The following is a 14,341-nucleotide window of genomic DNA, read 5'->3' on the forward strand; positions in this document are numbered from 1 at the left end:
AAGCCGGCAGGTGTTTTTCTTTTGTATGACTATTTCAGAGAATGCTGAAAACTGCAGATACTCTTGCTGTCTGGAGTTTTTAACCTGAAAAAACTGAGCAGCTTAAAAAAGGGCTGGAGACCTTCCTTGTCAGCCTCCTTCACACAAACAGCTAATAATTGGATTTTTACGGTAAATTCTTGTCAGAAAAGCTTATTTTAGGCTGAAATGATAATAAGCAGTGCTGACAGCAGATAAAACAGCTGTTTTATTTTCTCCTCTTAGTAAAAATCTGAGACGACAAATCCCAAGCAGACACAGCGGCCTAGAAAACAGCCTTTCCCCGCTGCCGCACTGTTCAACTAAAAGAAAGGGCTGGTGTTTATGCCTTATTACGGCCGTCCGCCAAAACGAAATGGCATTTTTAGATGGGTCATCGGAAGTATTTTTATTTTGATTTTTTTAGGGGTTATTATGGACTACTTTCTGCCGATTTTATTGCTGTTAGGGGCAGGCGGGGGAATCTATTATTTAGCAACCCGAAAATCCAGTCTTGAAAAAGCTAATATTGCGCAGCGCTTACAGGACCTAAAAGACAGTATCCGGCTGGCCGACCGTCAGGTTAAACTTTTGGATAATTACCTAGATGAAAAAGAGTATGCTCAGTACAGTGTCGTTGGGCGTCAGCTCCTGCCAAAATTAGCAGAAATCAAAACAGAAGCTGACAGTTTAAAGAATAATATGGATATTAATATCTATAAAAGGGTGACCAAAAAAGCTGAAGCCGTTGAGACAGATATCAAATTACAATTGGAAAAACTGCATGTCAGTTCGGCTTCTGAGCCAATCAGCCAAGCAGAAAACGATTTACTCAGACAGGCTCCTGAACTTGTTAAAGTTTACGACAGTATCCAGACCGACCATCGAGCCATTCTCGAAAAAATCGAGGAAACGGATAACAAAGCAGAGCTCACGGCACTTCATCAGGCTAACATGCAGCGTTTTCAGGATATTTTGGACGGTTACCTGAAAATTAAAGCTTCTCCTAAAAATTACTATAATGCCGATGAACGCCTGGCTAAAGCCAAAGCGGCCTTAGAACAATTTGATCTTGATTTGGATGAGACCCTGCGCCAGCTCAACGAAAGTGAACTTAAAGATTTTGATGTCAGTCTCAGAATGATGGGACAAAAAACAGAAGAACTCTAAACAGACTGACCGCCTTTCTCCAAACATCTAAAACATATAAGCAGCAAGGAGTTTATTATGACAGATACCTTTAATTTTGATATTGATGCCATCGCCAACAACGCTGTTGCTAAAACAGATAAAACGACAGAAATTATTGCCTCCAGCGATACCAGTACGTCAGGAGGACTGTCTTTCTATGAAAAACTGACAGCTGAACAGCAACAAGCCATTTCGGAAAAAGCACCAGCTTTGGTTGATAACTTTATCAGCGATCAAAATGCCTTGCTGGACTTCGGCCAGTCGGCGGTAGAAGGTGTCAATACAACGGTCAACCATATTTTGGCTGAGCAGAGAAAGCTTGAAATTCCTCAGGTTGATGAATTGCTGCGCAATACCAACCGTGAACTTAATGGCTTTATCGCCAAATATAAGGATGCTAAACCAGCCGAGCTCGAGAAAAAACCAAATTTCCTGCAAAAATTCTTTAAACAAGGCAAAGCAGGACTGCAGGAATTCTACTTTGATTCCAAAACCATTGAACAAAAAATGGACAGTATGGCAGCCAATGTGGTTCAGCAGGAGGAAACTCTGGCCAGAAATATCGTTTCTGCTGAAATGCTGATCGAAGATAACACTAAATCCATTGAGAATTTAGTCGGCGTGATTGCTTTCATTGAAGCCAGCCAGCAAGAAGCGGCGCAGCGGGCCGCTAAATTTCAGGAAGAACTGGCACAGCTGGACAGCTCTACTCCTGACTACCAAGTAAAAACAGATGAGCTGGCCCGGATGACCGAAGTTATCAATACCCTTGAACAGCAGCACACGGAGTATGTCAGCCGCCTCTATGTCGCTTGGGCAACGACACCGCAAATGCGCAATATGGTTAAAGTCTCTTCGGACATGCGGCAAAAACTGGGAATGCTGCGCCGCAATACCATTCCTACCATGAAGCTTTCCATCGCCCAGCTCGGCATGCTGCAGCAGTCTGTGCAGTCAGGTGTTACAGCTGATGCTATTGTCAATGCCAACAATGCTGCTTTACAGATGCTGTCTGAGACAAGCAAAGAAGCCATCCCCGCTTTAGAAAAATCTGCTCAAAGCCCTACGGTCACCATTGCCTCAGTTACGTCATTAGCCGAGAGCCTCGTCGCACAAAATCAAGGTATAATCGCAGCCATTGACAGCGGACGCAAGCAGCGGGCTCAGCTGGAAACCGCTATTGTCAAATCCGCTGAAACCATTAACGATTCTGTCAAACTCCGTGATGAAAAAATCGTACAGGCTCTGCTTAATCAAGGCAAAGAAACGCAGCAGGATGTCGAAAAAACGGATACTCCAGCTGCAGATGAAGAAACAGCAGACTAATTTTTTAAACCTTAATCTTTCAAACAGCCTCAAACGAATCTTAGCCCTGCTAATCTAATCGTACAGGGTTGTTTTTATTTATATAAGATACAAAGGGCGTTCAAGCTCACAGTAAAAATAGGAGCCTGACCGCCGAGTCACTAAAGACTCAAGGGGGAGGGTTATACTCACCGAGCAGCCACATTCGTACATCAGCTTGCGCTTCCTGCGATTGCGTCTCTTTTTTACAAAGAGCTTAGCCCGTGTTCAATTCAACAAGACACAAAGGCCGTGAAAAGAGCAAAGCAAAAATAGGAGGCTGGGCGAAGAACCGCAAGGTTCTAGGACAGACTGTCTTTTTTGCACAGCTCTTAGGCCGTGTTCAATTCAACAAGACACAAAGGCCGTTAAAAATCCGTATGAAAGACGGTAAGTCCGAAATCTTCGATTTCGCAGACGCACCTCTGCCAGGACGACTAGAAAGGGGCGGCTGTTAGGACGGCTACGGCTGACGGCAAGTCCGAAATCTGAGATTTCTCAGTCAGTACCCCTGTCAAGACGGCTAAGGAGTGAGACAGAATCTCAACCTATAAGATTTCCTAACTGCCGCAGATTTTAAACCGTATCTAGGTCAACTTACCGCTGCTGTTAAAGGTTAAAAACCATTGCCGGCTGACCTTATAGAGGTTTCAGTTTTCTTCCCGTTCTCTTTGTCTTTTTTATGTTAAAATAGCTTTATGGATAAAATCATTAAAACAATTTCAGAAAACGGGGCCTTCCGTGCTTATGTCCTTGACTGTACAGAAACCGTACGGACTGCTCAGCAAAAACATCACACTCTGGCCAGCTCTACCGTTGCTTTGGGACGTGCCTTAATCGCCAATCAGATATTGGCAGCTAACCAGAAAGGCGACAGTCAAGTTACGCTCAAAATCATTGGTGAGGGGGCTTTCGGCCATATTATTTCTATTGCAGATAACAAAGGAAATGTTAAAGGCTATATTCAAAATACTGGCCTTAACCTCAAAAAAACAGCCAACGGTCAAATCATCGTCGGGCCGTTAATGGGGAACGGCCATTTTGTTGTTATTACCGATTATGGAACTGGCAAGCCCTATACATCAACAACACCTCTGATTTCGGGAGAAATTGGTGAAGATCTTGCCTATTATTTTACCGAAAGTGAACAGACTCCGTCTGCAATCGGTCTCAATGTCCTTCTAAATGATGAGGACTGTGTCCAAGTCGCCGGCGGTTTTATGCTGCAGGCTTTGCCGAATGCTGCAGAGGCAGATATTGCCCGTTTTGAAAAACGCATTCAGGAAATGCCCTCTATTTCAAGTCTGCTTGCTTCGGAGAACCATATCGAGGCCTTATTAGCGGCTGTTTACGGAGACGATAACTATAAACGATTAGCGGAAACAGAACTCCGTTTTACCTGCGACTGCTCCCGCCAGCGCTTCACAAATGCCCTCAGGACCTTAGCCGCAGCAGAACTGCGAGATATGCTGAAAGAGGACCGAGGGGCTGAGATTGTCTGCCAGTTCTGCGGTCAAAAATACAATTTCACAGAAAAAGATTTAGAGGAGATAATAAATGACAAAACTGAATAGTTCATTTAAGATCGGTCAGGTGGAAATCCCTCACCGTACCGTCTTAGCCCCTATGGCCGGTGTGACCAATGCCGCTTTTCGAACCATCGCTAAAGAATTCGGGGCAGGACTTGTTGTCATGGAAATGGTATCTGACAAGGGAATTCAGTACAATAACAGCAAAACCTTGCATATGCTGCATATTGATGAAGAGGAGCATCCCGTATCCATCCAGCTTTTTGGCAATGATGGCGAAAGCTTGGCCAGGGCAGCTGACTTCATCCAAACCCATACTGCAGCTGACCTTGTCGATATCAACATGGGCTGCCCAGTCAATAAAATTGTCAAAAATGAAGCTGGAGCTATGTGGTTAAAAGATCCTGAAAAAATTTACTCCGTTGTCACAGCCGTTAAATCTGTGTTAAGTATTCCGCTGACCGTTAAAATGCGGACAGGCTGGGCTGATGCCAGCTTAGCTGTTGAAAATGCTCTGGCTGCTGAAAGCGCCGGAGCAGCTGCCTTAGCCATGCATGGCCGCACCCGTGAACAAATGTACACCGGACACTGTGACCATGAGACATTGACCAGAGTTGCTCAGGCTATTCAGACGATTCCCTTTATCGCTAACGGTGACATCCGCTCTGTTGAAGATGCCCGATTCATGATCGAAGAAGTCGGAGCTGATGCTGTTATGATCGGACGAGGCGCCCGCAGTAACCCCTATATTTTTAGTCAGATTAATCATTATTTTGAAACCGGAGAACTTCTGCCGGATTTACCTTTTAAAGACATGCTGGCTATCGCCCGCGACCATCTGAATCGGCTGGTTGAACTCAAAGGAGAAGAGACAGCTGTTCGTGAATTCCGCGGCTTAGCTCCGCACTACTTACGCGGCACTGCGGGTGCCGCTAAAATCAGAGGAGCTGTAGCCCGCGCAAAAACAGCGGCTGAGGTGGAAACGATTTTCGCTGCTATCTAAGAACGCTTAAAATAGCCGAGAAGCTCTGGACCTCTTTGGCTAAAATCAATAAACAGGCTGTATCAAACCTTTGTATTTATAACAAAAAAGGAGAGTGGGACAAACGTATATTTCTGTCTCATTCTCCTTTTTTTGTTCTAACCATTTAAAGACTGGCGTTTTTTTCAACTGTAACTGTGTCCGCCAAAAGCCTTAAGTGAAAAACGAACTTTCGTCTTCCCAATTAACAGCCAGCCTTAACGATTTTATTCTCTAAAAAAGACTGGTCCCCATGAGTTTGTCCCTATTCGTTAGATTTTGTGTCCAACTTTTTAGGGGCAGTGAATGACCAGTCTTTTATTAATTCTCAAATTATATTAGTCTTTCTGACCGACTACATAAGTCAGCTGTTTAGCTTGGGAAGCTGAGAAAGTACGGTAAGAAATAACACCGAGTCCCAGCGCATTAGATTCAGAGATTAGAACTGAACCGTCCTCTTTGACTTCTTCTACAATAGCGACATGGCCGTAGGTGCCATCAGCACCAGCCTGGCCTGGCGCAAACGAAACAGCGTATCCAACTTCAGGCTTATGAACGGTTTCATATCCTGCCTTATTCTGCCAATCTCCGCCATTGCCCATATAGGCATCAAAGCGATAGCCCAGCTCCTCAGCACGGTTAAAGACATACCAAGTACACTGTCCCCAAGGATAAGTTGCAGCAATATAACCAGAGGCGTTAACTGCAGTAGAGATACTGTATCCTACTGGAATTTCAGCATAAGTTACCCCTGAAATATTCTTCAGTTCTTCCGGAATTTCAGGAGTTCCGCCATGCTTATCGATCCATTCATCCAAATCTTCCATGATTTCTGCACGCTTTTTACCTGTCCCGGAAGTATCTGTAAAATAGACACCCCCGTCTGCAACAGTATCCAGCTGACCCAAAGCCAGTTTTTTAGCTTTATCGTCCTGCCGTTTAAAAGTCGTATTCTTATTTTGGATAATCGTTACCTTAGTCAGCTCACGAACTGCCTTTTCGTCATTATAATTAGCAGCATTCTCAGGATTGTTATCAAAGGCGCCGTAACCAAAAACATTCGATCCGGGCAGTGCAGCAACACCCGCTGAACCGAGAGAGCTTTCAGCCATAGCAATAGCAACAATAGCACGAACATCTAAACCGCTGGCTTCCTCCCACTCCAGCAGTTTTTTACCGTTAATACGGTTTTTATCATAGGATACTCCTGTTGAAGCCAGATAGCCGTCTAATTGTTCAGCAGTAATCCCGTAGCGATGGGATAACAAATTATGTGTATAAGCGTCATCACCCGTCCAGTGCTCAACATAAGCACGGTTAGTCGTTGTGGCATCAGCAATATCGCTGTCAGCAGAAAACGGCAGACCAAAAGCCATCAGTGGGCTGTTCAGGGGAGCGTCAGAGCCTTGCTTGACTGAAGAAGCCTTATCCGCATTAGCTACTGACTGGCTGTTAATATTCTTTCCTGTTTTAGCTGTACCAGAGCCGGTGCTGGGTGCTGTAACTGCTTCTGTAGTTGTCGTCGTGCTGGTTGTTTCAGTCGTCGTCGCTTCTGTCACATCTGCTGGAGGTGTCTCCTCAGCAGGAGACTGCGCAGCACCGGAACCAGCATTTGCCCCTTCTTCATCAGCTTCGGAATCTTTATTAGTATCTGTATCAGGTTCCGTCACAGCCTCTTCTTCATCAGCAGGTTCGGCCTCTGTTGTGGTGGTCGTAGTCGTCGTTTCTGTCGGCGCATCATCCGCAATAATAGATGAGACCTGAGTTAATCCTGAAGCTTCTGATAAAATCAAGCCAGAAATAGTAAGCAATGCTAATAATTTTCTCTTGTAAGACATGAGACTCTCCTTAATTACTTTTTCTTATAACTATCTATTCGAAAATAAAATGTCATATAATATTTCTGTTATGTTACATTATAACATTTTTCTAATATTTTTTCCTTAAAATAACTCGAAATATCAAATAATTTTTCCCTTTTTTCAGCAATTAAATACTAAAGCAACAAAAAAAGTATTTTAAGAAAAAAATAATTAGTAGCTGTAAGAAAGGTTCTTTTTTCTGTCTATAAATCTTCTCCTTTCACATTATATCAAAAAATAAAAGAAAGAAAAGTACTTTTGCTCATAGAAGCTATTCGTAATTTTTCCCAATTTTTAATACTAACTATTAACAATAAAATCACTCGTTTTTTTATAAACATGACGCAATCCAATCTGCTATTTTTAACCTCTTCAAGAGGAGTGTCTTTGTTCGGCTGTGCTTTAAGAACTTTCCCGGCCCTATTATTGAATAGGCCTAACCACTGTGAGAAAAAGAGACACAATCGTTGGAAGCATCAGCGACTGACGAGTGTGGCTGCTCTGTGAGTATCCCCTATCCTAGAATCTAACGGTTCTTCGTCCGGTCTCCTATTTTCTTTTTGTGTTCTAACAGCTTTGCTATTCTTAATAAAATAAGTTCGGCACCTTGAAAGGTGCCGAACTGAGGCTGAAATCAATTGGACAGTCTTAAATAAGCAAGTGCATTACGCAGCTGATAAGCTGAAAGAACCAAACCCCATCATTCTGGGGCTTCGATAGCAGAAACACGTATAGAACTTGTTTCTGATTTATTTTGCGCTGCATTAGTTGAATAAACCTTTAGCTCATCATTTTCTTGAAGCACTGTGCCCTCAGGAACTGCGGCCGTGTAGCTGCCGTCACTGCCAGAAGTTATTTCAGCAGTTGTACCGTCCGCAAAAACGACAGTCACTTTGATATTCGGCTGAGCTTGGCCTGAAACAGTTCTGTCACCTGCTGTTACTGGTGAGAACTGCGGTTTTTGGTAATCTGTATATTTAGGACGTGCTACAAAACTCAGTTTCGATTGCAGGTAGCTGTTCAAATCTTCCACAGCCACTCCCGGATGGTTATCATTATCATCTTCATCATGAGAATGCATGATTTTCCCTTCGCCAAGATAAATAGCGGTATGGAAAATGTTGCCGTAGTATTTCCCTGTCGTATCTTCCCCTTCAGGATCCTGTTTGGAGAAAAAGAGGATATCGCCTTTTTGATACTGCGGATTTTCTGGATTATTCAGCCAAACATCAGTCTGGCTGCTCTCAGTCGTCAGCCACTTGGCTAAACGCCAAGCTTGCCAGTCAAAGCTGGCAGTCGGTGCACCGAAATCAACATAATCACCGACAACGGTATTTTCATCTTCAACATAAGTTGTATGGCTAAAATCATAGCCGGCAAGAACCTGACCTACGAATGAGGAGCAGGTTATAGGATAAGGAGACGTAGTTTCCCGATGAACAATGCCATCCTTTAATGGAGGAAATCTGGTTGGATCCCATTTCAGCTGAGTGCCTGCATCCGCAAAAGTCTGAGCACGTTTGACAGCATCCTCAGCTGCTTCTGAATGATAGTCGCCTGTCGGTCCTGTCCTCAGATCTATCGGAACAGCCCATTTCCCATCAATTGTAGGAACAGCAATATTTTCCGAAACACCTGTCGGCTTTTCTTCTTTTATGATATAGGTCATACCGGCCCCATCATCGACCGACATATGACCGCGGGTCCGGACTATCCCTGACAGCCCTTTGGTATGCATTAGCTTATAATAAGTATCAACTTGTGTGACATTATCACTTGTCTCGGATACAGCATCATCTCTCATTTCTGTTTTTTGCTCTGTCGTTTCGGCATGAAGAACAGACCGTTCAGGTATAGCTGCTATCAGGCTGAAAGTGAGAACTGCACTAATTGCAATGGTCCCAAATTGGGGCATTTTTCCTAAAATTGTCATTTCATTCAATCTCCCTTCGTTAAAATACAAAAGCAATACGGGCACAGTCGTAAACATATAACAATTTAAACCGTCCCCCAACTCCTTTGTTTCTATTCTATTGTAAAAATCAACCCATTTCAATAAAGTGCAGATTATTTATTGATGTCAAAAAGGTAATATACATTTACATCTTCTTAAAAATAACCGCTGACGTCGCATTTTTTATGTTGTGCTCACGGGAGCAACAGTTACAGTGGTTGATAAAGCAGAGACAACAACCACTACAGAAGCGGCTACCACTACAGAAGCAGCTACTACTACGGAAGCGACTACCACTACAGAAGCAGCTACTACTACGGAAGCGGCTACTACTACAGAAGCAGCTACTACTACAGAAGCGGCTACTACTACAGAAGCAGCTACTACTACGGAAGCGGCTACCACTACAGAAGCGGCTACCACTACAGAAGCAGCTACTACTACGGAAGCGACTACCACTACAGAAGCAGCTACTACTACGGAAGCGGCTACTACTACAGAAGCAGCTACTACTACAGAAGCGGCTACTACTACAGAAGCAGCTACTACTACGGAAGCGGCTACCACTACAGAAGCAGCTACTACTACAGAAGCGGCTACTACTACAGAAGCAGCTACTACTACGGAAGCGGCTACCACTACAGAAGCAGCTACTACTACGGAAGCGACTACTACAGTGTCAACAGGAGCTAATAATAAAGGCGGTAAATCTGGTTCAAACAAAGGTTTACCAAATACAGGTGAACGAGCAGGTTTCTTCCTAACAGTTCTCGGCCTCATTATTATTGTTTTAGCTGGCAGTTACTTCTTTTTTATCAAAAAACATAGTTAGATAACTGTCTAAGCAAGCTGAGAGCACCTTCTCAACTTGCTTTTTAGCTATAAAACCATAATTACCGTGTATGAAAGGTAAATTACAATGAAAGTTTTTATAAAAAATAACAAAGCCCTTATCATTACAGTTAATATGGCGGTCCTTTTATATTTGAACTCCTCCACTATCTTTGCAGAAACAACAGATATCTCTTCCATAACAACAGGAACAGAGTCATCAAATATGATACAAGAGACTATTTCTGCAGATGGTAATAACGAACATTCAGCTAATGATTCTGAGGCTATTATTTTATCAAAAGAAAATAATGATGGATCAACAGTTACAATAGAGAACGAACAAGCTGTGTTGGAACAAAATCTACCAGAAATAAATACATCAGCTGTCAATAATGATACAGAAAACTACTCGGAAGAACTGCAGATCTCTGAAACCGAAGCAGATACATCAGTCAATGCAAACAATATTGGTGATATAAAAACTTTAGCAGAGGTAAATATTACAAACAGCAAATTAGGGGCACATGTCCCCGCATCAGCTACAGATTTTGTTGTTAATGTCAAAGATAGCCCATATAGTGCTGTAGGAGACGGTCAAACAGATGATACAGCAGCAATTCAAAAAGCAATTGATACTGCAGCTGCAACGGGCGGCGGCATTGTGGATATTCCCGCCGGTACCTACCTGATTGACACCGTGAAATATCTGATCGATCCGAATCAGACGTACAGGGGAGGGCTGCAACTGAAAAGCAACGTTACCCTGCGCATGGCGGACGACACCGTGCTTCAGGCTATCCCCAACGGTGAGAAAGCTTACGCCCTGATCAGCATCTTTAACGCGGACAATGCCCATGTGATCGGCGGTACGATGATCGGCGACCGCGACACCCATACTTCGCAGGAAGGCCAGACCGGATACGGCGTGCGCATTGCGCATGCTACCAATGTGGTTGTTGAAAACGTAACCGCCAAAGAATTCTGGGGCGACGGCTTTTTTGTGTCGGAAGGGCACAGCAGGATAGAACGCGGCAGTGAAAACATCACGTTTTACCGCATTGTTTCCGACCACAACCGCCGTCAGGGCCTGTCCATCGTCAGCGGCAGGAACATCAAGATACTGAACTCCGAATTCAGCAATGCCGACGGAACGGATCCGCGTGCAGGTATCGATATCGAGCCCGACAGGGGAACAGACCAGGTCAGCGATGTGGAAATACGCGACAGCGTGTTTACGGGTAATTATTATGGTCTTGTCGTCGGCAACCACTGGCGCGGCGCTTCGATCAAGAACGTCACTTTCGTCAACAATACCTTGAAGGACAACAAGGTCGACGTCAACCTGGTCGGGCTGGAAGGCGGGCTTATTGCCGACAACACCATTTACAACGATCACAGCGTCAACCAGTACAATCCGAACGATCGCCTCCACTACGGCATCCGACTGCAAAACGGCACCCATATCGCGACGCAGAACGTCACCGTCAAGGACAATACGATTTACGGCGGCAATGTTGTCGACAGCACCGGCAGCGGCAGCAATACCGTCGAAAACAACGCATATAAACCAGCGGTCTATATCCGCGGCATAGCGCACGCAGGGCAAACCCTGACCGCACAGGTATATGATGGCGACTACGGCGAGCCGAACGTGCATAAGGCCGTGCTGGTTCCGTCCTCCGCCATTTCCTACCAGTGGTTTGCCGACGGCGCGCCCATTGACGGCGCGACACAGTCCACTTATGTACCGACCGATGCCGACAGCGGCAAGGCCATTACCGTGCAGGTGCAGTTTACCGACAAGGCGGGCAATGCCGAAACGGCGCTCAGCGCCGCCACCCAGCCGGTGAACTATGTCAACAGCGCGCCGACCGGCATCCACCTGTCGCCGCTGGTCATCCACGGCGATACCTATCAGGCGGAGCTAGCAGGCAACCTGAAAACCACCGACCCCGATGCGAACGACACCCACACCTACACCGTCAGCGACAGCCGTTTTGAAATCGTGCACGGGGACACTCTACGCCTGAAAGAGGGGCAATACCTTGACTACGCCGGCGAAAAAAGCGTTACCCTGACGATTACCGCCACAGACCCGTTCGGCGCCAGCTACAGTCAAACCTTTACACTGGAAGTGGTTCCTTCCAAAAATATAGCGCCGCAGGGAATCACGCTTTCCGGCGACAAATTGGCAGAAGGGCAGACAGGAGCCATTGTGGGGCAGCTGACCACGCTTGACCCCAATATCGGCGACACACACACCTACACCGTGAGCGATGCACGTTTTGAAGTGACTGCTGATGGTATACTAAAACTGAAAGAAAACGAGAAAGTCGAGTATGTTAATGAAGATACTATCACTCTACAAGTAATTGCAACTGATAAAGCAAATAGAATTTATACTAAAACGTTCGTCTTGCAGGTGCAAGATGATCCTAGTTATCCTATTATTCCTCAATCAGATAATGAAAATGGAGACAATACTGAGACAGAACCATGTGATGCCTCTGAAACAGCTACCACTACCAGCATAGTATTTTCACGCAGTGATATGGGCAACTATTCTGAAGACCCACTGATTCCTTATATTGGTGAATGGGGGGCAACAGATCCGGCATATATTGAACAAGCGGAAATAATAAAAAATAAAGGTGGTCGTAAGTTTTTACCTTACGTTAACACAGTGCACGGACTAGTCAATTATCCAGAGATAGCTGAAGAATTAGGTATTACGAACGCAGCCGACTATACGAAAGAATTTATATTGAACGAAATAGCTACGGCAAAAAAAATTTATGGCGATTTAATGGACGGTGTCTTTTTAGACACTTTCACATCCGGATTGGGAAATTGGTGGCGTCCGACAGTTCCATGGTATAAAGATTTAGTGGATAGCATTCGTGAAATTTATGGTGAAGACTTTTTTATTGTTGGGAATCCAGGAGAAAAAGTATCTGATGAAGTGTTAAACCTAGATGTTGATGTTTTAATCACATTTGAAGGAACAGCAGAAAAATATTTGACCTCCGATGTGCATCCGGATAATATGGCACTGGCACATGCTGATAGCTCCCGCTTGTGGCATGTCGTATATAATATTACAAAAGATAATATTAATGATGTACTGGCCAAAGCCGATTCAATGAATATAGATCATCTATGGTTATCTGATGGAGAAATTATCAATGGACCTAGACGTGATGGTATGCCAGCACAATCTCCTTATAAAGATGTTCCTAGCGATTGGGTAATTGAAGCGATGATAGAATGGCAAAATAAAAAAATGCCTTCAGGGAACGATCTAGAAAATGGTTCAAGATATATTAGTCCAATTTCATATTGGAATCCAGATTCTTTAGATTATGCTGATAGGCATAGGTATGAAAATATATTAAAATTAACCGATAGACTTGGTATTGTATTGATGAGCCATTATGAAGGTTTGTCTTGGAATATGAAAGATATAGCCACATTAAGATATCAATTAAGTTGGTCTGGTTTTGAAGATGTGGATACTGATTTATCCAATTATATGTATCGCATAAAGGTCCCTACAAACGTTAAGGTGCAGAGCTACACAGATATCGTGTGGGAAGATGGATTAGATGGATACTTCTATGCTCCTGCACAAATAGGAAATAAAGCATTGTGGCTAGAATATAACGGTACAGATGAATCCACTGATCCGTGGACAATTGAATTTGATATCGTAGATAAAGAAACCAAAGAGCCTATTTGTAATAAAATAGGTTCTAGCATAACACACAATGTTGCTTGGATAGAATATAACAATGTCGATGAAAACACAATATCTGACGACACAAAAGCTACCGAGGATATGGCAGGAAATGAAGATGCAGATAAAACGATAGAGGAACAACTCAAACCCTCTATAGAAAGTTCTACTTCTGCAAATGTAACTGTAGATACACTACTAACAGAAGAAACTCAAAAATCGTCCTCTGAAACAGTCATTTCTGCTGAGAATAAAACTACTACTCAGGTTGCTTCTCCTAAAGATGCTCTCCTTATTGCAGCTAAAAATGATAGCAAAAAATTCACACCGACAGTCTCTAATGGTAAACTCAACGAATTTGAAGAGTTACCAAATACGGGAGATAGCGAGGGAAAGTCCTCTTTTCTAACTACTTTGATTGCCAGTCTGCTTCTTTTTTTCAATTATTGTATTTTTATTGCAAAAAAGGTAACTACTTTATTCACTAAAAACCAACGATAAAACATTTATAAAGACTTAACTCTGTATGCTATAACATGTAGAATTAAGTCTTTTTTTATATCAAACTAAAGTCAAAAATTAATTTATATCTCTGACACGATCAAAAAATGAATATCAAATATTTCTTCTAATAGTTTTTCTAGATGGTGGATAATGTTGTCTAACATAAGAATAAAACTCTTATAGAACCAAACCACATAGGATTTGCTTTCATTTCTTAAGTGAATTGAACAAGTTTGAGCAGAAACCCGCAAGCGAGAATTTTAAGAACAGGATAGTTAAAACATTAACTGCTGTATGAACTCCAAAAAATAGAATGTTTCGTGCTTAAATTAGTTATCCATAAAAAAA

The 14,341-nt window shown here is 43.4% G+C and carries 8 protein-coding genes; 6 read left to right on the plus strand and 2 right to left on the minus strand.

The window, feature by feature from the left end:
* Positions 1–363 precede the first annotated feature (363 nt).
* The 4 genes from DDV21_RS11165 (at position 364) to dusB (ending at position 5,085) form a co-directional block, all read left to right on the plus strand.
* On the plus strand, positions 364–1,188 hold the full coding sequence (locus tag DDV21_RS11165) for a hypothetical protein (RefSeq protein WP_116877825.1): 825 nt from the start codon (positions 364–366) through the stop codon (positions 1,186–1,188).
* A gap of 57 nt (positions 1,189–1,245) precedes the next feature.
* Positions 1,246–2,535, plus strand: coding sequence for a toxic anion resistance protein (locus tag DDV21_RS11170; RefSeq protein WP_116877824.1), 1,290 nt, complete (start codon positions 1,246–1,248; stop codon positions 2,533–2,535).
* Between the two features lie 716 nt (positions 2,536–3,251).
* Positions 3,252–4,127, plus strand: coding sequence for an Hsp33 family molecular chaperone HslO (gene hslO / locus DDV21_RS11180; protein ID WP_116877822.1), 876 nt, complete (start codon positions 3,252–3,254; stop codon positions 4,125–4,127).
* Positions 4,111–5,085, plus strand: a complete 975-nt coding sequence (gene dusB, locus DDV21_RS11185; RefSeq protein ID WP_116877821.1) for a tRNA dihydrouridine synthase DusB — start codon at positions 4,111–4,113, stop codon at positions 5,083–5,085. Before hslO ends, dusB begins: the two co-directional genes overlap by 17 nt.
* Positions 5,086–5,441: 356 nt before the next feature.
* Here the strand turns inward: dusB and DDV21_RS11190 are convergent, their stop codons facing one another.
* Positions 5,442–6,941 (minus strand): CHAP domain-containing protein, encoded by a 1,500-nt coding sequence (locus DDV21_RS11190; protein WP_116877820.1) that lies wholly within the window; start codon positions 6,939–6,941, stop codon positions 5,442–5,444.
* A gap of 724 nt (positions 6,942–7,665) precedes the next feature.
* Positions 7,666–8,898, minus strand: a complete 1,233-nt coding sequence (locus DDV21_RS11195; RefSeq protein ID WP_116877819.1) for an Ig-like domain-containing protein — start codon at positions 8,896–8,898, stop codon at positions 7,666–7,668.
* A 235-nt stretch (positions 8,899–9,133) separates the two neighbouring features.
* Between DDV21_RS11195 and DDV21_RS11200 the strand changes: the two genes are divergently transcribed.
* Together DDV21_RS11200 and DDV21_RS11205 are read left to right on the plus strand one after the other, a co-directional pair.
* A complete protein-coding gene (locus tag DDV21_RS11200; RefSeq protein WP_241964678.1) occupies positions 9,134–9,751 on the plus strand; it encodes an LPXTG cell wall anchor domain-containing protein in 618 nt (205 codons plus the stop codon).
* Positions 9,752–9,838: 87 nt separating this feature from the next.
* Positions 9,839–13,990 (plus strand): glycosyl hydrolase family 28-related protein, encoded by a 4,152-nt coding sequence (locus DDV21_RS11205; protein WP_116877817.1) that lies wholly within the window; start codon positions 9,839–9,841, stop codon positions 13,988–13,990.
* Positions 13,991–14,341: the final 351 nt, after the last annotated feature.

The sequence above is a fragment of the Streptococcus chenjunshii genome, from assembly GCF_003086355.1.
GTDB lineage: Bacteria > Bacillota > Bacilli > Lactobacillales > Streptococcaceae > Streptococcus > Streptococcus chenjunshii.